The sequence below is a fragment of the Mycoplasma sp. Mirounga ES2805-ORL genome (genome assembly GCF_017084445.1).
Taxonomy (GTDB): Bacteria; Bacillota_I; Bacilli_A; order Mycoplasmatales; family Metamycoplasmataceae; genus Mycoplasmopsis.
Genome location: NZ_CP070947.1, coordinates 493,761 through 516,802 on the forward strand (window position 1 = coordinate 493,761; position 23,042 = coordinate 516,802).

19 protein-coding genes are annotated in these 23,042 nt (G+C 27.6%); 7 read left to right on the plus strand and 12 right to left on the minus strand.

The genetic code is table 4. From position 1 onward, the window contains the following. Window position 1 precedes the first annotated feature (1 nt). Window positions 2-943 (minus strand): HPr(Ser) kinase/phosphatase, encoded by a 942-nt coding sequence (gene hprK, locus JXZ90_RS02110; RefSeq protein WP_205848131.1) that lies wholly within the window; start codon window positions 941-943, stop codon window positions 2-4. A gap of 414 nt (window positions 944-1,357) precedes the next feature. Between hprK and JXZ90_RS02115 the strand changes: the two genes are divergently transcribed. After that, the gene (locus JXZ90_RS02115) at window positions 1,358-3,202 is read left to right on the plus strand and encodes a ribonuclease J (protein ID WP_205848132.1); all 1,845 of its coding nucleotides are present in this window, start codon (window positions 1,358-1,360) and stop codon (window positions 3,200-3,202) included. A 194-nt stretch (window positions 3,203-3,396) separates the two neighbouring features. Here JXZ90_RS02115 and JXZ90_RS03370 read toward each other — a convergent pair whose 3' ends face one another. From JXZ90_RS03370 to mnmG, 6 genes are all read right to left on the minus strand, one after another. Then, on the minus strand, window positions 3,397-3,690 hold the full coding sequence (locus tag JXZ90_RS03370) for a DDE-type integrase/transposase/recombinase (RefSeq protein WP_241003394.1): 294 nt from the start codon (window positions 3,688-3,690) through the stop codon (window positions 3,397-3,399). Window positions 3,691-3,949: 259 nt separating this feature from the next. Further along, window positions 3,950-4,285 carry a transposase gene (locus JXZ90_RS03375; protein ID WP_241003395.1) on the minus strand — a complete coding sequence of 112 codons (336 nt, stop codon included), beginning with the start codon at window positions 4,283-4,285 and terminating at the stop codon, window positions 3,950-3,952. Window positions 4,286-4,416: 131 nt separating this feature from the next. Beyond that, window positions 4,417-6,009, minus strand: coding sequence for a hypothetical protein (locus tag JXZ90_RS02125; RefSeq protein WP_205848133.1), 1,593 nt, complete (start codon window positions 6,007-6,009; stop codon window positions 4,417-4,419). A 92-nt stretch (window positions 6,010-6,101) separates the two neighbouring features. After that, a complete protein-coding gene (gene tig / locus JXZ90_RS02130) occupies window positions 6,102-7,592 on the minus strand; it encodes a trigger factor (RefSeq protein WP_205848134.1) in 1,491 nt (496 codons plus the stop codon). A 246-nt stretch (window positions 7,593-7,838) separates the two neighbouring features. Then, the gene (locus JXZ90_RS02135) at window positions 7,839-8,285 is read right to left on the minus strand and encodes a 23S rRNA (pseudouridine(1915)-N(3))-methyltransferase RlmH (protein ID WP_205848135.1); all 447 of its coding nucleotides are present in this window, start codon (window positions 8,283-8,285) and stop codon (window positions 7,839-7,841) included. After that, a complete protein-coding gene (mnmG, locus tag JXZ90_RS02140; RefSeq protein WP_205848136.1) occupies window positions 8,272-10,116 on the minus strand; it encodes a tRNA uridine-5-carboxymethylaminomethyl(34) synthesis enzyme MnmG in 1,845 nt (614 codons plus the stop codon). The genes JXZ90_RS02135 and mnmG overlap by 14 nt, the downstream gene beginning before the upstream one ends. A gap of 133 nt (window positions 10,117-10,249) precedes the next feature. Here mnmG and JXZ90_RS02145 point away from each other — a divergent pair, with 133 nt between their 5' ends. Next, on the plus strand, window positions 10,250-10,987 hold the full coding sequence (locus JXZ90_RS02145) for a glycerophosphodiester phosphodiesterase family protein (RefSeq protein WP_205848137.1): 738 nt from the start codon (window positions 10,250-10,252) through the stop codon (window positions 10,985-10,987). A gap of 73 nt (window positions 10,988-11,060) precedes the next feature. Here JXZ90_RS02145 and phoU read toward each other — a convergent pair whose 3' ends face one another. The 5 genes from phoU to JXZ90_RS02170 all read right to left on the minus strand — a co-directional run bounded on the left by phoU (window position 11,061) and on the right by JXZ90_RS02170 (window position 17,008). After that, window positions 11,061-11,714 (minus strand): phosphate signaling complex protein PhoU, encoded by a 654-nt coding sequence (gene phoU, locus JXZ90_RS02150; protein ID WP_205848138.1) that lies wholly within the window; start codon window positions 11,712-11,714, stop codon window positions 11,061-11,063. 2 nt (window positions 11,715-11,716) lie between these two features. Beyond that, window positions 11,717-12,553: a phosphate ABC transporter ATP-binding protein gene (locus JXZ90_RS02155; protein ID WP_205848139.1), complete on the minus strand. Its 837-nt coding sequence runs from the start codon at window positions 12,551-12,553 to the stop codon at window positions 11,717-11,719. Further along, on the minus strand, window positions 12,546-14,507 hold the full coding sequence (gene pstA / locus JXZ90_RS02160) for a phosphate ABC transporter permease PstA (RefSeq protein ID WP_205848140.1): 1,962 nt from the start codon (window positions 14,505-14,507) through the stop codon (window positions 12,546-12,548). Before pstA ends, JXZ90_RS02155 begins: the two co-directional genes overlap by 8 nt. Before the next feature lie 118 nt (window positions 14,508-14,625). Further along, window positions 14,626-15,894: a sodium:proton antiporter gene (locus tag JXZ90_RS02165; RefSeq protein ID WP_205848141.1), complete on the minus strand. Its 1,269-nt coding sequence runs from the start codon at window positions 15,892-15,894 to the stop codon at window positions 14,626-14,628. 22 nt (window positions 15,895-15,916) lie between these two features. Continuing rightward, a complete protein-coding gene (locus JXZ90_RS02170; protein ID WP_205848142.1) occupies window positions 15,917-17,008 on the minus strand; it encodes a PstS family phosphate ABC transporter substrate-binding protein in 1,092 nt (363 codons plus the stop codon). A 206-nt stretch (window positions 17,009-17,214) separates the two neighbouring features. On the opposite strand from JXZ90_RS02170, the gene hpt reads away from it, so the two are divergent. From hpt to JXZ90_RS02195, 5 genes are all read left to right on the plus strand, one after another. Further along, a complete protein-coding gene (gene hpt, locus JXZ90_RS02175; RefSeq protein WP_205848143.1) occupies window positions 17,215-17,742 on the plus strand; it encodes a hypoxanthine phosphoribosyltransferase in 528 nt (175 codons plus the stop codon). Further along, window positions 17,742-19,028 carry an adenylosuccinate synthase gene (locus JXZ90_RS02180; RefSeq protein WP_205848144.1) on the plus strand — a complete coding sequence of 429 codons (1,287 nt, stop codon included), beginning with the start codon at window positions 17,742-17,744 and terminating at the stop codon, window positions 19,026-19,028. The genes hpt and JXZ90_RS02180 overlap by 1 nt, the downstream gene beginning before the upstream one ends. Next, window positions 19,028-20,458: an adenylosuccinate lyase gene (gene purB, locus JXZ90_RS02185; protein ID WP_205848145.1), complete on the plus strand. Its 1,431-nt coding sequence runs from the start codon at window positions 19,028-19,030 to the stop codon at window positions 20,456-20,458. The genes JXZ90_RS02180 and purB overlap by 1 nt, the downstream gene beginning before the upstream one ends. Before the next feature lie 12 nt (window positions 20,459-20,470). After that, window positions 20,471-21,802 (plus strand): NAD(P)/FAD-dependent oxidoreductase, encoded by a 1,332-nt coding sequence (locus JXZ90_RS02190; protein ID WP_205848146.1) that lies wholly within the window; start codon window positions 20,471-20,473, stop codon window positions 21,800-21,802. A gap of 128 nt (window positions 21,803-21,930) precedes the next feature. Next, window positions 21,931-22,992: a Fic family protein gene (locus tag JXZ90_RS02195; RefSeq protein ID WP_205848147.1), complete on the plus strand. Its 1,062-nt coding sequence runs from the start codon at window positions 21,931-21,933 to the stop codon at window positions 22,990-22,992. Window positions 22,993-23,042: the final 50 nt, after the last annotated feature.

A 23,042-nucleotide genomic window follows, 5' to 3' on the forward strand; every position in this document is an offset into this window, starting at 1 on the left:
ACTAAATTTCCTTTCTTGATTTTTTTGATCTATTTGTCAATTCTTTTGCTATATCCATTCCATCTTTTTTAGCTAAATATGCACTTACCGCTGCTTCAATAAGTGATGCAGCAGAAGAACCTCCTTTAATTGGCACTTGAACCTTTGGAATCGAACCTTCCAACACATTATATTTTAAGTATTCAATACCTAGTCTATCAAAGTTTATATGATGTGAGTCTTCTTCCCCAACTAATTCAACAACAAGTTTTATCATCGAACCTTTTGTGATTGATTTAATGCCATATGTATACTTAACATCTATTAAGCCAATACCTCTTATTTCAATTAAATTTTGTGTTATTTCAGGACTTTCACCATAAAAATTCTCACTAATTTGTTTTACAACTACAGAATCATCACTAATAAATATATGACCTTTTTGAATTAGTGACAATGTGGCCTCAGACTTCCCTATTCCAGGTTTTCCAACAATTAAAACTCCAAGTCCGTTTATTGAAACTAAACAACCATGAATTTGAATTTGCTTCGAAAAAAATTCATTTAAAAATATTCCAATACCAGCAGTAATCGAAACTCCATTAGGTTGAGCAATATATAATGGAACCTTGTGTTTATCAGCAATGTCAATTATAAATTTAGAAATATTAGGATCAAAATTTTTTGACAAAACCAACATAGGAGGTTCATTCTTTAGAATTTTATCTACTATTTCTAGAGTTTTTTCTCTACCTTTTTTTGTAAAAAATTCACTTTCTTTTTGTCCTCAATAAATAATATTTTCATTTATTTGCTTATCTTCAACTTCTTCGGTTATTACTAATCCTAAACGTTTAATATTTTGATGTAATACATCACGATAAACAATGTTTTTAGACTTATTAGCTAAAGTGATATTAAACTTTTCAATTATCTTCTTAATATTTATTGATTTTTTATTCATAAGAGAACACCGTGCCTTTATTTATTTAATACACAAAATTGAATGCATATATAATCTTGGATATACCTAACAATAGTCATAATTTTGATATGTAAATTATATATATAAATACATATAATATTCTAATTATATATAAGGATAATTTTATAATAAAATTTTATTGAATGTCAATATATAAAAAATGTAATGCTTTGTTGATAATTTATATTTTTTACATAAAAGTCTATAAAATAGTCTAATACACAAACATAAAGAAGAAATGAATCAATTATTTTATATACTTTCTTTTAAAAATCTAAATTTATTTATAGAAATTATTTTTTATTTTTGGTAATATAGTTGAAGTAAAAATACATATAAATTCATATTTATAATAATTAATATTAATCAAAATATTAAATAGTGAGGAGAAAAATGACCGCAACTAGGCTAATACCAATTGGTGGAGTACAAGAAATTGGTAAATCAACATTAATTGTTGAACATGAAGATAAAATATTTATTATTGATGCTGGTATTAAATTTGCTGATACAGCTCAAACTGGAATCAAGGGAATAATACCTGATTACTCATATCTAAAAGACAAAATTAATAACGTTCAAGGTATCTTTATAACTCATGGCCACGAAGACCATATAGGAGGAGTTGTTCACTTGATTAAACAAGTTCCTATTAAAAAGATTTTTGCGCCAAGAATTGCTATTCAGTACCTTAAACTAAAATTTGAAGAACATAGAATAAAGAGTGAACATGAGTTCATTGAAATTGAAAAATCGGCAATATGGAAATTCGGTGACTGCTCCGTAGATTTTTGGTCAGGTCAACACTCTATTCCTGATGCCTTTGGTATTAGAGTTAGAACTCCAAATGGCTCAGTAATGTGTACAGGAGACTTTAGATTTGATTATAACCCTATTGGTGAGGCATATACAGACTTTGCCCGTTTAGATCAAATGGGAAAAGAAGGATTAACTGTTTTACTTAGTGACTCAACAAACGCCATGCGTCCTTTTCACTCTCCTAGTGAAAATGATATTCTTACAGATATTGAAAAATACATGCGTCAAGCAACTAAAAAAACAATAATAACAGCTTTCGCTTCAAACTTAACTAGAGTAACAGCCATAATTGAGCTAGCTGCAAAATTAAAAAAGAGAGTAGCAGTTTTTGGTCGTTCAATGGTAAATGGAGTAAAAATTGGTAGAAAACTAGGCTATATAGATGTTGACTCCAATGTATTTGTAGATAAAAAAGAAATCAAAAATGTTAATTCCAGCGAGCTTGTTATATTAACAACTGGTAGTCAAGGTGAACAATTAGCAGCTCTAAATAGAATGAGTTATGGAAAACACCAAAGTGTAAAAATTGAAAAAGACGACATGATTATTTTTTCATCTAGTCCAATTCCAGGAAATAGAATGGTAATTGAACTTTTAGTAAATAGACTATCCAAACTTGGGGCAATTATTAAAGAAAATGGAATAGATGGCTACTTACATACTTCGGGACATGCTTATAAACATGAACATGATAAAATTTTCCAACTAACAAAGCCTAAATATTTCTTACCTTATCACGGTGAATATAGAATGTCCGTAGTTCATGGACAAAGCGCAATTAGAAATGGTGTTAATCCAAAAAATGTAATGGTTCCTGAAATGGGCAGAGTTTACAATATGCTAAATGAAGTTATAACGGAAACTAATGAAAAAATTGATTATGGACCAATTTATATAGATGGATTTAACACATTAAATCTTTCAGCTAATATATTAAAAGAAAGAGTTCGTTTAGGTGAAAGTGGCTTTGTAAACATAGTTTTAACAATTGACAGAAATAAAAATGCAATAATTGGAAGACCACACCTAATTAGTCGGGGAAGTTTTTATGTTAAGACTAGTCTTAAATTAGTAGAAGAAGCAAAAAGATTAGCTCATGGAGCCGCATTGTTCTACATCAAAAATACAGAAAATTGAAACGTTGTTGAACTTAAAAAAATAATTGTTGACCGCCTCGAAAATTTATTCTACAAAGAAAAAAGAAGAAGACCAATTATTATTCCAACAATTTTATATAAGGATGAAGATAGTGAAAAACTATTTGAAGATACCCCAATCCAATTCGGCAAAAAAGATAATACTTCTAAAGAAATTAAACATAAAAAAGCTTCTAACATAATTAAAGAGATTAAGTCAGCGATGTTTGGCAATAAAGATGAATTAGAAGATGATATCCACGATGACGAAGATGAAGAATAAAAAAATAACCTCGAAATAAACGTGGACAAAAAATATTAACATTTTTAATTGATGAACGCCATAGCAAATTGCTGTGGTGTTTTTCAACCTAAATTTGATTGTATTCTATCGTTGTTATATCAAAAAATATATTCTCTAATTTTTTTATTTAACTCGTCAAATGTAATTTTTGTGTAATCTAAATCATTCAATAGTTATGTTTTAATCACTCCGAACCAATATTCAATTTCTCTATTATCTAATGAATTCCCAACTCTAGACATTGAAACTACCCCACCAAATTTTGTAATTCTATCAATGTATTCTTGATTTGTGTATTGAAAACCATAATCTGAATGAATAATAAAATTATTGAAATTTTCGTTTTGAATATCCTTGATGTTATCTAAAACAAAATCTAAATTGTTGCTTTTACTTAACCTAAAACCCACAATTTTTTTAGTTTTGTGGTGAATTACAGCAGATAAATAAACGTAATTTTCATGCACGTCTTTTGGGGCATTTATTTATGAAACATCAGTGGCATAAATATATCTATTTTCCTTGTCGTTGTAATCTCTTTGGACTGTATTTGATATTTCACATTATGTGTCTTTAATTTCTTTTCTTTTTCTTTTTTGTCTTAATTTGCATTTGAGATTTAATTTATTTAAATATCTACCTAAAGTGCGTTCATTTATGTATATATTATATTTATAATATATATACATGCTTAACTTCTTTCTGCAAAATCTTTCTTTATTTTCCTTAAACTCTTCAATTATTATTTTTGAATAAGGAGTCTCTTTTTGCTATTTCAATTAGATCATCTCTATCAAAAATATCTCAATCAAAATTTGGTTCTTTTCTAGGTCTTCCTGAGCCGGGTTTTCTATCTTTGCCTTTTTTAGTTAATAATTTTTCTTTCATTCCTAAATTATAATAATTAATTATTTTTTGAACCCTTCTTACAAGATGTTTTCTCTTAACAAGTTGTGTTTTTGGAGAAATATTTCAAAATGCTTTTATAGCCCCTATCTTTCCATATTTTTGGTAAGCTTCAAATATTAAATCAAACTCTTCCATTTTTAAATGTCTCGACATATTCAGTAATCCTTTCAGTTTCTGTTTTTAATTTTTTTAATGGGGTACCTCTTATAACTAGTGGTTGTGTACAAAAAAATTAACACTTTGAAATGTTAATTTTTATTGTCCACCTTTAAAAGGTATATTTTTTATTCTCCTAATTTTGCTAAATATGGCGCAACATATTGATCCCATAAATTGTTATTTATAGATGTATCAATTTCGGTTTTAGGTGATGCTGCCCTTCAACCAATGACAGTTTTCTTATCCACAGGGTCCAAAATAGGAATACCTGTATAAATTAAATCATTCTTTGTATTTAACCCCTCTTTGCTAGCAATTACATTCAAAGCGCCTGTATGGTAATCTTGGGTAGCTCATTTTTCAAATCAAAGAGGTTTCATATCTTTCGAGTGATTAGTTGTTAGTTCTTCAGATTGAATTTGATTATTTAATATACATACTATATTATCTTTTTTAAGAATCACTTTTTTACCAACAGGATTTGATAAAGATGTGGTTTCTATATTATCAATATATTTAATTTCCTGATGTTCGTTAACAACATTTTCAATTCAATTATCAATAATTGAGAAATTTGGATGACCTTTGTAATAGATATTATATTCATCTTGATATTTACTAATTAAATGAGCAAGAGAGTTTTTTTCAGCTTCTGGATGATTGCCTCCTAAAAATATAATCTTTGGTTTTTTACCATGTTTTTCTTGATTAGAATAAACCTTGTCACGTTCAACCCTTCAATCTTGTCCAGTTATCTTAAAATAGTTTTCAGTAAATGGAATTCTTTTATTATCTTTATCTCTTACTAAGAAAAAATCATTTTTAATTTTTCAATCTTTATTTGTCGAGTAAGTATAAATTCTTTTAAGACCTTGATTTTTAAAATCTTTAGAACCTTGAGTTTCTTCAAAAAAGAAATAAACATTAGTCAACATTGTTGACAGTGGAATTCATCCTGTTGGTCCACTTTTTATATCGCTAAACTTAAATTCTGCCTTGTTGTTTAAATATTCATCTATATCTTTTTTAAAATTACTTTCATATGATGAAATAATAGAATTAGCTTCATTTAAACATAGTAACTTAACATTATTAAATCCAGCTAATTCAACATATGGTCTAATATAGTTCAATTCACAAGATGATATTCATAAATTTATTTTTTTGTTTGGATTTTGCTCAATAATTTTTTGAAAGTCTTTTATAATTGTTCTTTTATCTTGAAAATCTCTGTCGTAATTATAAACACAAGACTTTTTATCAATATCTTTGTTTTCTTTTCTATTATTATTTAATCATTTTTCAAATAAGTCTTTATCAACAGACATAATTCCGTTCCCAACAAATTGTGAAAAATGAACTTCTCCTTTACACATCATTGCTAAACGTAATTGATCTCAAAATGGTTGAACACTTGTTGAAATTCCAAATAAATTTATATCTGCAAAATCAACTAAATCGACTACATTTCTATTATTTGTAATTAAATCACTATCTTTCAATTCTGCTATTGAACCATTAGCTTCCTCAACTTCAAAATTATACTTTTTAGAAGGATATTTCTTATTCTTATTAAATTGTTTTAGCGAAAATTCGGAATCACTATTTTTATGATTATTCATTCTATAACCAATAATTGACCCTGCTGTGACACCTCCTACAATAGAAGCACCCCCAAGAACGCTTCCAGATATAATAATTTTATTTTTTAAAATCATAAAAACCTTTCCTATATTTTTTATTTGCAACTATTTTATAGGAAAGAACCAAGGTAAATAAAAAAATAATCGTAAAATTATTTTTTTACCGATTATTTAGAGGTTTTTGCACTTTTCTTTGAAGGTTTACTGTCTTCTTTTTTAGGGTTTGTATCTTGTTTACTTTCTGTTTTTTTTGCATTTTCTTTTTCTTTTTTAGCAACAAAATTTTTAATATCTTTGGTTGCTTTATCTACTGAACTTGTATATTTTGCAAAACTCGATTCATCTAAAAATTTCAAAATTTGTGATCTTATTTTTTGTTCTTTTAAGTTGGCTTTTAGAGATTCAATTGACGCTGCATTATCTTTAGTTAATAAATCTTTAATAACTTGTTGAGACATTCCTGTAGTAAATGACACTAATAAAATGTGATTATCAACGTCTTCATCTGTAACTAAGGTTGTTTCTTTTACTTTATCTGCCAATGCATTAATAACAACAGAACCTTTAATTTTTACAATTTCTTCTTCAGCTATTGCTAAGTCAAAAGTTTCTTCTGTCTTGCCAAGTAGTTCAATATAATCTTTTAATTTAATGTTATTAGCTTTTAATTGATCGGTTAATTCTTTTTTTCGTAAGTCAGTATAGTGAGCAACAAAAATTGGGTTTATTTTTATTTCTTCTTTCTTCGAAACTTCTTCAACAACTTCATCAATAAATTTAGTTAAATCAATAGAAGGTTGATTTTGTTGATAAATTAATTTAAAAATTTCTCTAGCTTCATTGGCGTTTTGTGCAGATTGTAAATTTAAGTCTTTGAAGTTATCTTCTGTTAATTGTACTTTTTCAGGTCTAGATGCTTTTTTAATTTCAACATCAAATTGAGCTTTTTGGCCAGCTAATTTTTCAACTGGATATTTTTCAGGAAATCTAACTTCTATTTTCCCTTTAAATCCAATTTTTTTGTCAACTAATTGATCTTCAAATGTGTCTATAAAGGTTTTACTTCCTAGTTTTAATTCATAATTTTGTGCTTCGCCGCCATCAAAAGGAGTATCATCAACAAAACCTTTGTAATCTATAACAACTGTGTCGCCTAATTTAGTTTTTTCTGTTTCCTTTAATGGAGCTAATAAAGCCTTCTTTTCTAAAACTTTTTTAATTTCTTCATCAACAAAATTATCATCAACTTTTGTTAATTTAAATTTTGTCTTAATGTTTTCGAATTTTAAATTCTTTCCGGTTGGAACAATTGGATATGCAATTAAAAATTCAACTTCCGAATCACTAATTTTTGTAACGTCATATGTTGGAGCATCAACAATATTACTATCTATTTTAGTTACTTCTTCTCTAAGTTCTTTTGCGTGTTCTTTGATATATGACTTTAATGCTTTGTCTCAAACTAATTCATTTGGTGCATATTTATCTGCTATGTGAGCAGGAACTTTACCTTTTCTAAAACCATCAATTTTTAAATTACTTACAATTTCTTGTTTAGCATTTTTTGTAGCTCTTTCTCATTCTGCTCCATTAATTTTAACCTCTTTAGATGCGTAAATATCTTTATCAAGCAAAATGTTTGTTTGTTTTTCTGCCATGTTTTCTCCTTAAGTTTATTTTATTTTGTTTGAAAATTTATAATCTTATTTCAATGTATATAAATAATATTTGAAATTATAAAACAAATGCGTTTTTTTTCAAATAATTACTATTAATGATATTCTTATTTCAATAATATTAGTTATTCCGGAAATTCTATTGAAGTAGTAATTATTAAGAAAAATTATTAAATAAAAACCACGTTTTTAACTAGTGGATTTATTAAACGATTTATTTTTGAATTGTTATTTATGGTATTTCTGATTTCCTAAAATACTTAATGCTCGATATATTTGTTCTGCCAAAAGAACTCTAAATAATTGGTGTGGAAATGTCATTTTTGAAAATGATAATTTCATGTCTACGTTTAATTGGTTTTCATCAACACCATCTGAGCCACCAATAATAAAAGTGATGTTATTAATAGATTCAAATATTTTCGAAAATTTTAGAGAATCTTGTTGTTTCCCATCTATACTTAATAAAACATTAAATGATTTTGAATCTATTTTTTTAGTTATTAATTCAGTTTCTTTTTTCTTTTTTATTTCTATGTTTTTTTCACTGGAAAGTTCCTTAATTTCAATAACACTTAAACTTCCCATATATCCTATTTTTCTTGCATAATCGTCAAATATAGATTTAAAATCTGAAGTTAGAGAACCTACAGCAATAATCCTAATTTGTCTCATTTTTTAATTTGCTTTCTAAATAAAACATTAGCATTTGAATATCGGCTGGGTTTATACCACTTATTCTGCTTGCTTGACCGATTGTTCTGGGTTTAACTTTAATTAATTTTTGTTTAGCTTCAGTTGCAATATTTGTCACAATATTGTAGTCTAAATCATCGGGTATTCTATAACTTTCAAGTCTTATCATTTTATTAGCGTTACTTTCTTGTTTTTTAATATAACCGTGAAGTCTAACCATTGTTGTTAACTCACTAATATATTTAAAGCCGGGAATAACATCATTAGGATCAACTTCTGGTCTAGATAAAACTTTTAACAAAGTACTTCCATCAAAAATTTCATACTTGATAGCCAAATCAGTCTTACCTGAAAGATATTGGTTAGATAGTTCTTCAATTTTCTTATCAATTAATTCATACTTATTAGTAACTAAATCATATTCTTGCTTTGAAATCATATTTGTTTTTAAGGCATATTCCGCTAATCTTATATCAGCATTATCATTGCGAAGTAATAATCTATATTCAGCTCTTGAAGTAAGCATTCTATATGGTTCTTTTGTCCCTTTTGTGACTAAATCATCAATCAAGACACCAATGTAAGCATGATTTCTTAAAATAACAATAGGTTCTTTATTTTCTAGTTTTTGACCAGCGTTAATACCAGCAATTAAACCTTGAGCAGCAGCTTCTTCATATCCACTGGTTCCATTAATTTGACCAGCCATAAATAAACCATCAACTATTTTGGTTTCAAGAGTTAATTGAAGTTGTAGAGGATCAATTGCGTCGTACTCAATTGCATATGCTCATTTTTGAATTACTGAATTTTTTAAACCAGGTATTGTTCTTACTATTTTTTCTTGAATCTCAATTGGCATGGAAGTTGATAAACCATTTACATAAGTGATCTCTCCATCTGCTGTCTCAGGTTCAAAAAATATTTGGTGTCTTTCCTTATCTGCAAACTTAACGATTTTATCCTCTATTGAAGGGCAATATCTTGGACCTATACCTTCTATCAAACCAGAGTACATAGCTGACTTGTCTAAATTTTCATTAATAATTTTATGAGTTTCTGGTGTTGTATAGGTTAAATAACATGCTATTTGTTTAGGCATTTTTACATTACTTCTACTACTAAAATTTAAATTAATATCTTCAATAACTTCTTTTTGGACTTGAGAGAAATCAATTGAATTACTAAAAATTCTAGGAGGGGTTCCTGTTTTTAATCTTTGCAAAACAAATCCATTTTCAATCAAAGATTTACTCAAAAGATTAGTTGTTTTTTCATTATCGGGACCACTTTTTGTTGTTTGGTTTCCTCTAAGAATTCTTGAGTCCATATAGGTTCCAGTGGTGATAACACAAACACTGCCAAATACTTCATCTCCATTACTCAATGTTACGCTTTGAAATTTTTTATTGTTTGTGTTAACTTTAACAACCATTTCTTCAATTAGAGTAATATTTGGATTATCCATAACATCTTTATAGATAATTTTTGAGTACTTTTCCTTATCAATTTGAGCTCTTAATGCTCTAACTGCTGGGCCTTTAGATTGGTTAAGCATTTTTAATTGAATCATAGCTAGGTCAGCCCAATATCCTTGCATGCCTCCTAATGCATCAATCTCTCTAGTTATAATTCCTTTTGCTGGTCCACCTATTGATGGGTTACATGGCATCATTCCTAATCTTTTTGAATTTAACGAAATTAAAGCTACTTTATGATTTTTTTTAGCTAAAGCAAAGGTGGCTTCTAACCCTGCGTGACCGCCGCCGACTACTATTGCATCAAATATTTTATTATTAGTTTTATTCATATAAATATTTATTGTATTAAATTAATTAATAATTTAAACTTGAAAATTAAATTTTTAAAGAATTATTATTGAGCCAACTTTGTATATTAAAAACTAATTTATAATTTAGATATTAATAGAACAAGGAGATTAAATGAATAAAATAAATGATAAGCATTGACTAATAACTCAATATATTTCACACAGAGGTTATCACAATGATATATGTCCAGAAAATTCGATTAAAGCATTTGAGAATTCAATTAAAAATGGCTTTGCAATTGAATTAGATATTCATATTCTAAAAGATAATAAAATCGTTGTTTTCCATGATGATTCTTTAAAAAGAATGACTGGAATAGACAAAATAATTGAGGAATGCGACTATGAAGAAATAAAATCTTTATCATTAAAAAATTCAAAAGAAAAAATTCCGTTATTATCAGATGTGCTCAATTTAGTTAATGGTAAAGTGCCTTTATTAATTGAATATAAAACTAGACAATTTAAATCTCGAATTTTAGAAGAAGAATCATGAAAAATTTTAAAAAATTACAAAGGTCAATTTGCAATACAATCATTTAATCCATATACACTGCTCTGATTCAAAAATAATGCACCCTATGTAATAAGAGGTCAACTTTCTGGGGGCTTTTTGGGTGAAAAAATGAATATTTTTAAAAAATATTATTTAAAGAGAATGATAATGAATAAAAAAACAAAGCCCGATTTTATTAACTATGAAAAAACTTTTTTGAAACAAAAATATATTAAAAAAATAAAAAAACACCTTCCTGTTTTATCTTGAATAATTACAAATTATGAAGAAATGAAGGAACATAATAAGGATTGTAATAATTTTATATTTGAAGGTTTTGACCCAAGAAAATAGGATATTGCAATATTTCTAAAAAACACTAATTAGATTGTTTTATAGATTAATTAGTGTTTTTAAATACATTGAACTATAGTTTTGTATAGTTGCCTGTTATTATATAATAGACTTCTTCGCAAATGTTTATAATGTGATCTCCAGCACGTTCTAAACTATTTACTAAATTTAAAAGATATACTCTTTCTCCTATTTCCTTTTCATTATGATTGTGTTTCGCAAAAGAAACAACTAATTCTTTATTTAATTCAATTGTTTTAGAATCAACTAAGTCATCATCTTTAGACAATTTTTCAATTATTTGTATATCTTCTTTATCTAATAGATTTACTAGCGACTTCATCATTGTTAAAATAAAATTATACATTTCATTAATTCTTCTAATCGAAGACTCACTAGGTTCACAGAACCTAGTAGTAAATTTAGCAATATGCTTTGCATAATCGCCCAATCTTTCAAGCTCTTTAGTTATAATAAAATAAGAAATAGCACGTCTTAAATACTTAGCTAAAGGTTCTTTAGTCAGGATGAAATTGATTTCTTTTTTAATTTCTCAATGCTCATTATCTATATCTCTATCTAAATCAATAATTTTATTTGCTAATGTATCATCTTTATTTAAAAGAGCCTCTATTGCTAATTTATGTTGGCTAACAACTTGTTCAGATAATTTAATTAAACGCTTCTTAATATTTAAGATATCAGTAGTTAAAATTGTGTTTGACATAATTACCCCATCTTCCCATTTATATAGTCCGAAGTTAGTGACAACTTAGGATTAGTGAATATTTTTTTTGTTGTATCAAATTCTATTAATTCTCCCATATAAAAGAACGCTGTCAAATCAGAAATACGCGCAGCTTGTTGCATTGAGTGTGTCACGATTATTATTGTGTAAGTTTTACCAAGTTTTGATATTAGTTCTTCAATCTTAGATGTTGCTATTGGATCTAGTGCACTAGTCGGTTCATCCATTAATAGTACATCAGGCTTCATTGCTATTGCTCTTGCTATACATAAGCGCTGTTGTTGACCTCCTGATAATCCTGAAGCATCATCATATAATCTATCTTTAACCTCGTCTCATAAAGCGGATTGTTCAAGAGAATCTCTAACAATATTTTTTAAATCTTCTTCATTTCTAATTCCACTATTTCTAGGACCATATGCAATATTATCGAAAATTGACATTGGAAATGTAGTGGGTTTTTGAAAAACCATTCCAATTCTACTTCTTATTTCTATATCAGACATCGAATTTCCTTCATTTAGGTTTTTCTTTTTTAGAATTTTTTCTTTAAAGAAATTCATAAATTTATTGGATTTGGTTCTTTTTGCAATATTAATGCCTTTATAAATAATTTCACCATCAATTGCAGTATTTGGTATTAGCAAATTCATTAAATTTAGATTTCTTAAAAAAGTACTTTTGCCACACCCTGACGGTCCAATTAAAGCAGTAATTTTATTTTCCGGAATATTAATTGAAATATTTTTTAATGCATGAACTTTTTTATTATTGTAATAAAAGTTTAAGTTTTTTACCTCGAAGATATTTTTAATCATATTTAATCCTTTTATATTTTTTAATACTCTTTCTACGTTTTATAAATCTAAATATAGGCTCAATACTATATGAAATTAAAATTAATATACTTATTATAACAATTGTTATTAAAGCATATTTATATGATTGAATTATTCTAAATTTAATTGGTTCTGTTCCATATATTTGATTATTTAAAATTCATGTTGTTAAGGTTTGTCCTTGATTTAATAGTCCAAAATTAGGATTAAAACTCATACCGAGAGTTAGAAAAATTGGCGCAGTTTCCGAAATTATCCTGCTTATAGATATAATTGTACCTGATACGATACCCGCAATTGTTTTGGGCAAAATTATTTTTCTAAGAGTTTCTCATTTAGAAGCGCCAAGAGCTAATGATGCTTCTCGCAGTTCATTAGGAATATTAGAAATTATTTGTTCAATACTTCTTGTATAAGCTGGCAAGATCACCAAAACCATTGTTAAAGCACCTGCTAGCAAACTTGTTTTTCCTGTTGCTCTTAAACCTATTAAATCAAGAAATAAAATCATTCCGAAAATTCCAAATAGTATTGATGGCGTACCACCTAATGAATCTAAGAAAAATTTAACGACTTTCCCAAAAAAAGAATTTTTAGCATATTCAGATAAATATATTGCTGTGAATAGTGCTAAAGGAAATGCAATCACAATTGTTACAACTACTAACAAAATTGTTCATAATAAAGCGTTCATTAAGCCTGGTTTTTTTGGATTAAAATCATATAAATAAAAACCTTGCGATCCTATAATAAATATGTCAAACATAATTCATAATATTATTGAAATTAATGAAATAGCACAAATTATCTCTCAAAAAATCATTCATAGCGTATTTATTTTTTTTAAAAATAAATTTCTTTTAAAACGTTCTTGACGTTTGCCTTTTGCTAAAAAGCAACTTATACAAATTGTTTTTACTGCGGAAAACATTTTTTTAAAAACATAATTTATATAAAAAAGTAAATAATAAATAACATAAATAGGCAATATAAATATATCCTTAACAATTAGGAAACATTTTTTAGTTTTAAATGGCGCTGGTTTTGAAAACTTCTTTTTTGAAGAAATGTAAGTCATAACCAAAACCAAAAGCATAATTATGATAAATAAACTTAAACCCATCGCGAAGGCATTATGAACAATTATTGGATCATTGCTATCAGTAAACATAAACCCAGCAATAGCAGATGCTAAAGTGTTATAACTTTGATTAAAAAAGCCTAATCCCTCTTTTAAAACATCTTTAGGTACAGAAGTGGACAAAACCATTGATGTTGCCATCGTTTCTCCAATAGCTCTTCCTAAAGATACAATCATGGCAACAAAAATTCCTGGCTTAATAGATTTTAAAGCTATTGAATATATAGCTTTCGTTTTGGTATTGCCTAACGCAATAGAAGACTCTAATAACGTTGGTTTAACTAAATAAAGTTGATTAGTTATTAGTGAAACCATGGTGGGTATTATCATTATCGATAGCATTAGTGTTGCATTAAATATTGTAAGTTTACTTGTTGTGTGTGTTATGAAAGAAGATAATTTGCCTAGTGAATTTATGGCAAAAATACCATAAATAACCGAAGGGACACCAGCTAAAATATCTATAATTATTCTAAAAAATTTACTAAATTTAACCGTTCTATATCTAATTAATATCGCTAATCTTTTTGAAATAGGAAGCGCTATTAAAATAGCACCAAAACTTGTTACCAACGTAACAAACAAAGCAGATAGAATTCCAAAGTTTTTTATATCACTAGAAAAAAATATTTTAATAAATTTTTTACCTTTTATTGCTGGTCATGAATTGTATAAAATAAATCCAAACATTAATACTAACATAACAATAGAAAAAGATGCTATAAGGTGAATCAAAAATTTAACAAGCTTGTCTTTTTTAATTTTGGAATCTATTTTTTTCTGATTTACCATAAGACCTTTCTAAAAAACTTAAATAGAAAATCTATTTAAGTTAAATTATTAATATTTAAATTAATGTGAATGGCTTTCATGGAAAAATAATAACAAAAAAATCTTCTAGAAAACAAAATTACAGTTCTTTTTTTACTGTTGTTTGCATATTGAAATTTTTTATCTCACTTGGTGGCGATTGATTATTATTAAATTCTTCGATTATATTGTCTTTTGCTAGTAATTTTTTATATAAAAATTCAATTAGTAATGCTCCTAGCGGTGCTGTAAATAATATAGAAATAACGGCAGCAGATAAAACCAATTGTCCCGATGACAAACCTGCCGATAATGCTATTGAACCTATAGCAGCTTGGACTGTTGCTTTTGGAATATAGGATATAAGGCAAAATATTTTTTCTTTGATATTTAAACCTGTTTTAATAAGAGATAATAAAACCCCTATTCCTCTTGCTAATAATGCAATAGTAATTAAAATAATTAACATTCACCAGTTAGATTCTAGAGAAGATAAATTTACAGTAGCTCCAACAAGAGTAAATAAAATAATTTCACCTATTACTCACATATTTGAATATGATTTTTCGATATCAACAACACCTTTTTTAGATGTTTTTTGCAAAGCAATACTCATGCTAATGATAGATAGTAATGATGAAATTGGAACTCAATAACCTCATTCTTTTTCTATGCCGAACACCGTAAAAGAAAAAACTATCATTAATATAACTTTAAAAATGGTTAAAATATTAAATTTATTAAAAAACAACCCAAAAATCCAACCCACTAAAATGCCTAAGAATACACCTATAAATATTGACAAAGGTGCCTTTATTATTGTTCAAGCATCAATTGAATTATTTGTTAAAAAACTTAATAATGTATAAAAAATAATAATTGTATATATGTCATCAACTGAAGCTCCAGCCAAAACTAAATGCGGAACTTTTTTATTTTCGCCATATCTTTCTCTAATTATTTTAAGCATTGTTGGTACTATAACTGCTGGAGACACGGCAGCTAAAACTGTGCCCATTAATGCAGCGCTTGTATAGTTTAAGTTAGGAAATAACACCGGAGCCAATAATGTTATTGCTATTATTTCAAATGTGGCGGGTAGAAACGACATTAAAATGGCTGATCTACCAATTTGTTTTAAATCTGTGGTTTTTAGTTTTAAACCTGCCCTAGTTAGAATAATAATTAATGCTATAGATCTTAACTCTGAGGAAATATCTAAAACGGAAGAATCTATTAAACTAAGTTCATGTGGCCCAATTACAACGCCAACAATTATCATTCCAATCAATGGTGGAAGATACATTTTTTTAAAAAGGAAACCAACTAAAAAACCTAGACCTAAAATTAAAGCAAGACTTAATATCATAACTATACCTCCTTATCTTATTTTATAAATTTAAACCATAAACGCAATTGTGCTTAGAAACATATTTATTTAATTTTAAAGAATCGTTTTTAATAGCATTAAACAATTCTTCGTCGGATTTATTAAGATTATTTTGTAATAATAACTGTTCTGTGTTAAGCGGAATAAACCCTTTCTTCTCAATATATTTTTGAAAATCTGCAGATAGTATGTATTCAATGAATAATTTTGCTTCTTCATCTTTGGTATCGAAAATTGCATTAAAAGGACGAGTTCAAGAATAATTACCATTTATAACATTTTCAATTGTTGGAATTCAAATTGTAGAAGAATCTACTCTAATGTTTGCTATTTTTACTAAACTATTTTTATTTTTCAATGCAAAATCAAGTGAAACATATGTTAAAGAACCTTCCTTATCTTCAACAACTTGAAAAGCACTTGAATTAGGTTCTTTACTTATTTTATTTTCTTCAGGAAGAACAATATGATTTTCAATATCTTGTTTTTCAGATTCTGACAAAATACTTTTGTCGTATTTTAAAAGTGTATGCATAAATCCATGTGCCGTGCCAGAATTTTTCTTTCCTCCTAATCTTCCTAAAGCAATAACTTTACTATTTGATTTTTTATCAAGATTAAAAATTAATTCTGACCACGTTACAACCTGCCCTTTATAAAGCTTAATTAAAGATTGCATATCCATTAACGGTGCTTTCTGATCCTTTGTTTTTAAATTGTGTGGTAAATGAACGATAATTGCAATAGCATCAATTGCTCATGTAATTGTTCTTAAATCTTTATTTAATCAAACGGGTGTTTTAGTGCTGGATGTAATTGCTATATTGTTATTACTCTTGCCTTTTTCTTTATTTATAGACTTAATGCCAGAACCGCTTCCGGTACTTGTATACTGCAATTTTCCTTTTGAGATATTTTCAACATCTTTTAATATTGGTAAAACAGATGAAGATCCTTCTGCAATAATTGTTTTATTTATTTTATATTTATCTAAATTAGGAGCTTGAATAGAGTTGTGCAAAAAACCACAAGATGTAGTAGTAAATGGTATTGCTAAAACGCTAGAAAAAAGGAAAAATATTTTTTTGTTCACAACAATATATTAAACAAAAAAGTGTTTTATTTTTAAAAGATAATTTATTTTGTTTCTATCAATAAAAACTAGTTTCCATATTTTTTTCACAAATATGAAAATAATCTAAAAATCTTAAATGTGTTTTTTGGTTAATATATACTTTCAAAGTAAAAGGATGAACTTTTCAACTTTTACAAATTATTAAGAAAAGTTGAGGGTGCATATTGAAATACCATATTGAAAAATTTATAGATGAAAACACTATTAATAATGCAATTGTCAAGATTGCAAAAACTATATCTAATGAATTTGAAGATAAGCCTATTTTGCTAGTTGGCTTATTGAAGGGCAGTACTATTTTTCTAGCGGATTTGGCTAGAAAACTTAAAAACGACTGTGAAATAGATTTTATGTCAGTTTCCTCTTATGGAGATAAAACCGAAACATCTGGAGAAATTAAAATACTAAAAGACCTAGATGTTGACATTAAAGACAAAAATGTAATCATAGTTGAAGATATTATAGATACCGGTCTTACTTTATTTAAAATCTATCAAATATTAAAATCAAGAATGCCAAATAAATTAAAAATTGCTACATTATTGGACAAAACTTCACGAAGAAAATGTGATATTCAAGTTGATTATGTTGGAATTGAAATTCCAGACATCTTTGTAGTTGGATATGGTTTAGATTATGCTCAAAAACATAGAACACTACCGTACTTAGGAAAAGTTGTGGAGGATAAATAATGAAAAAATATAATACATATGTTGTGGTTGGAACGCAATTTGGAGACGAGGGAAAAGGAAAAATAATTGATGTGCTAGCTCCTAAATCTGACTATGTTGTTAGATTTCAAGGGGGAAATAACGCGGGTCATACAGTTGTCGCTGGAGATAAAAAATTTATTTTGCATTTATTACCAAGTGGCATTATAACTTCAAAAGGAAAATGCATAATTGGATCCGGTGTTGTTGTAGACCCAAAAGTCTTATTAGAAGAAATTGATGAGTTAAAAAGTCAAGGAATTGAGACTAATAATCTTTTAATCGATGCAAAAGCTCATATTATTATGCCTTACCACATTGAATTTGATAGATTAAAGGAATTAGAGTTAGGAAAAAATAAAATTGGAACAACTCTTAGAGGCATTGGTCCTTGCTATGAAGATAAAATTTCTAGAAACGGAATTCGCTTCGCTGATTTAATTGATCCGATAGTTTTAAGAGAAAAATTAAAATGAAATATTGAAAATAAAAACAAAATATTAAAAGTTAATAAATTAAAGGAATTATCTTTTAATGAAATTTATTCAGAATACTTAGAAATTGCTAATAAATTAAAAAATAAACTTTGTGATTGCGTAATTGAACTAAATGAGTCAATAGAAAAAGGTAAAACCATTTTATTCGAAGGGGCTCAAGCACTAATGCTCGACATTGACTATGGAACATATCCGTTTGTAACATCTAGTTCACCTACAGCAGGTGGAGTTTGTGTAGGTGCCGGAATTTCTCCAAAAAAAATAAATAGAATAATAGGAGTCATGAAAGCGTATTTAACGAGAGTTGGAAGCGGACCATTCCCTACAGAATTAAAAAATGAAATAGGAGAACTAATTAGAACTAAAGGACATGAATTTGGCGCAACAACTAAAAGACCTAGAAAATGTGGTTGACTAGATTTAGTTATGGCTAAATATGCATGTTTAATAAACGGCTTAACTGATATAGCGCTAACAAAAATAGATGTTTTAACCGGAATTGACAAAATTAAAGTTGCTGTTGGATACAAAATCAATAATAAAATACATAGTATTTTTCCAAGCTCATTTAAAAATGATTCTAAAGTTGAAGTTATTTACAAGGAATTTGAAGGATGAAAAGAAGATATTTCACATATTAAAAAATATGAAGACTTACCTAAGAATTGCAAAACATATATTGAATATATCGAAAAAGAATTAAACACAAAAATAAAAATGATAAGTGTTGGACCTGATAGAAATCAAAATATATTTAGAGGTGAAATATAATGAATATTTATGAAAACCCTCTTTGTACAAGATACGCAAGCAAAAAAATGAAGTACATTTTTTCACCAGAATTCAAGTTTAAAAGTTGAAGGAAGATGTGACTATATTTAGCAGAAAGTCAAAAGGAATTAGGCTTGTCTTTTATAACTCAAGATCAAATAGACGATTTAAAAAAACACTTATCAAAAATCGATTTTGATACAGCAAGAAAACTTGAAAAAGAATTTAAACATGATGTAATGGCTCATATAAATGCGTTTGGTATGGACGCTCAATTAGCAAAACCTATAATTCATTTAGGCGCTACTAGTGCTTATGTAGGAGATAATACTGACTTAATTCAAATTAAAGAAGGTTTGTTGCTAATTAAACAAAGACTACTCAATGTTATCAATGAGTTAGCTATATTTTCTAATAAATATAAAGATATTCCTTGCCTAGGATATACACATTTCCAACCAGCACAATTAACAACAGTTGGCAAAAGAGCAACCCTATGATTGCAATCATTTATGTTTGACCTAGAGGATATTGAAAACAAAATAATCAACTTAAAATTTAGAGGGGTAAAAGGTACAACAGGCACGCAAGCTAGCTTTAAAGAATTGTTTAAAGGATCATATAAAAAAGTTAGACAATTGGATGAATTAGTATCTAAAAAAGCAGGATTCAAAAAAAGACAACTTGTTTCAGGTCAAACATATGATAGAAAACAAGACACATTTATTTTGCAAACACTAGCTAATATAGCTGCTAGTTCGGCAAAAATAACTAATGACCTTAGATTGCTTCAACACCTTAATGAATTTGAAGAACCTTTTGGCCAAAAACAAATAGGCTCAAGCGCAATGGCCTATAAAAAAAATCCAATAAAATGCGAACGAGTTAGCGCCTTATCTAAATTTGTTATTTCAAACGAACTCAATGGGCACCTAGTAAGTTCAAGTCAATGATTTGAAAGAACCTTAGATGATTCAGCTAATAAAAGATTATCTTATCCACAATGCTTTTTAGCTGTTGATTCTATCTTAGTTTTACTAAATAAAATAATTAAAGATGGCACTATTTATCCAAAAATTATTAGTAAGAATCTAGAAAAAGAATTACCTTTTATAGCAACTGAAAATATTATTATGAGAGCTGTTGAAAAAGGAATGGATAGACAGAAAGTCCATGAAATAATCCGAGAACTTTCAATGGTAGAAATTAAAAAAATTAAAATGGAAGGCAAAGAAAATAATTTAATCCATTCAATAATTCAAGATGGAAGATTAAAAATTATTGAGGAGGATTTAAAGGATATTTCAAATCCCGAAAATTACATAGGTTTTTCAATTCAACAAGTTGATGATTTTTTAAATGAAGTGAATAGGATTATATTAAAAAATAAAAAATATATTATTAGTGAAGATGAAGAAATTAATGTTTAAAGGAGAATAGGTATGTACGATGTTTTAATTATAGGAGCTGGGCCTGGAGGAATTTATTCAGCTTATGAATTAACTAAAAAAAATAATAAATTAAAAATAGGTTTATTTGAAAAAGGGCCAGATCTAGAAACTAGATGTAAAGGTGGCCATTCAATTATGTATGGTTTTGGTGGGGCAGGTGCTTTTAGCGATGGAAAATATAATATAACAAACGAATTTGGAGGGACACTATTTGAGCACATAGGCAAAGATACAGCAACCGAATTAATGGAATATGTTGATAAAGTTAATTGTGAATATGGAGGTTCTAAAGCTAAACTTTATGTTAACACTAACTCAAGCTTAAAAACAGTTTGCTTAAATAATGACTTGCACTTATTAAGTGCTAAGGTAAGGCATTTAGGTACAGATATAAACCAAGTTGTTCTTGGAAACTTATATAAATTTTTAAAAAATAAAGTTGATATTCATTTCAATAATGCTATTGAATCAATAAAAAAAGTTGATGGTATTTTTTATGTTACGGATGAAAAAAATAAAATCTATAAATCTAAAAAAGTAATTATAAGCACAGGCAGAAGCGGTAGCAAATGAATGGAAAAAATTAGTGATAAACTAAACTTAAAAACAAAAAGCAATAGAGTGGATATTGGCGTTAGAGTTGAAGTTCCTTATGAAGTTTTCAGACACTTAACAGATGAGCTCTATGAATCAAAATTAGTTTATCAAACTAAGAAATATGGAGACAAAGTAAGAACTTTTTGTATGAACCCTAAAGGTTTTGTTGTTGTTGAAAATACAGATGGTTTATTAACCGCAAATGGTCATAGTTATGATGGCGAAGAACTACAATCAGCTAATACAAATTTTGCTTTATTAGTTTCACAAGCATTTACTGAACCATTTAAAAATTCAAATGAGTACGGCGAATCAATAGCAAAATTAAGTAACATGTTAGGAGGCGGGGTTATAGTTCAAAGATTTGGAGACTTGACTAAAGGACATAGAAGTACAAAGTCTAGAATTGACCAGGGATTTCTAGAACCCACATTAAACGCTACGCCAGGCGATCTATCTCTTGTTTTACCAAAAAGACTTCTTGATGACATTATTGAAATGATTTACACATTAGATAAGATTGCTCCAGGCACAGCTAATGCTGATACATTATTATATGGAGTTGAAGTAAAGTTCTACAACATGGAGGTTGATGTTAATAATAACTTAGAAACATCAATTGAAGGTTTATTTTGCATAGGCGATACATCTGGCGTTACTCACTCATTAAGCCATGCTTCAGCTTCTGGCGTTTATGTTGCAAGATATCTTCTTAATCAAAAATAATATAAACAAGTCATAGATAAATCCCATATCAATATATGGTTTTTATCAATCAATTTATCACATAATATTATTATTATCACATAAAAACACTATATAATTATGTTATAAATCAGAATAAAGGGGTATTCATGAGGGTTTTTGACTATAAAAAAATTAGAGAAATAAAGTGTGACAATGAACTTGTTTTACTTGTTTCTCAAATAATGGAATACAACACTCGCTTAGAAGAACTTGTTATAAAACCTGATGATGATTATTCCTATTTGAAAACACAATCGTTGGTTAATAGTATTCAAAGTTCAAATAAAATTGAAGGAATAATAACAACAAGATCAAGATTGGTTAAAATACTTAACTCAAATGAGAATATTAAAACAAAGGATGATAAAGAAATTGCTGGATATAGTTATGTCCTGAAAAATATAAATAATTCTTTCAAAGACATTGGCCTAACTTCCAATATTATCCTTCAATTACATAGAGATTTATATAAGTTCACGAAAAAAAATTTTGGAGGTAGATACAAATCTATTCCAAATCATATTGAAGAAATTAAAGATGGTGAAAGGAAAGTAAGATTTACCCCCTTGCAACCATATGAAGTAAAAGAGGCAATGGAAGAACTTTGCACAGAGTTCATTAAAGAACTAAATTCTTATGAGATACACCCGTTAATTTTAATACCTATATTTATTTTAGATTTCTTATGTATTCACCCTTTTAATGATGGAAATGGAAGAATATCTAGACTTTTAAATAGTCTCCTTTTATATAAAAATAATTTTATGATTTCTCAATATATAAGTGTTGATAAACAAATTGAAAGTAATAAAACTCTTTATTATGAATCTTTAAGGTTAAGCAGCGCTGGTTGACATGAAAACAAAAATGATTACATGCCTTTTATAAAATTTTCCCTTAAGATGATTTTGGGAGCGTACAGAGAATTTGAATACAACATAGATTATAGAAATATAAAAAATAAATCAAGTTATAAACTTGTAAAAGAAGCAGCGTTTAATCAAATAGGTTCCTTTGACAAAAAGCGAATGATGGAAGTTGTACCAAGTTTAAGTAGATCATCAATTGAAAAAGCTTTAAACAAACTAGAGCAAGAAAAAGTTATTATTAAAAAAGGGGTTGGAAGAGCAACTAAATACGTTTTGAATGGTGATGAAAATAGACAATAAATTAGAAAGTTTTTATTTCCTTATTTATTCATAACTTATTATTAAATGCA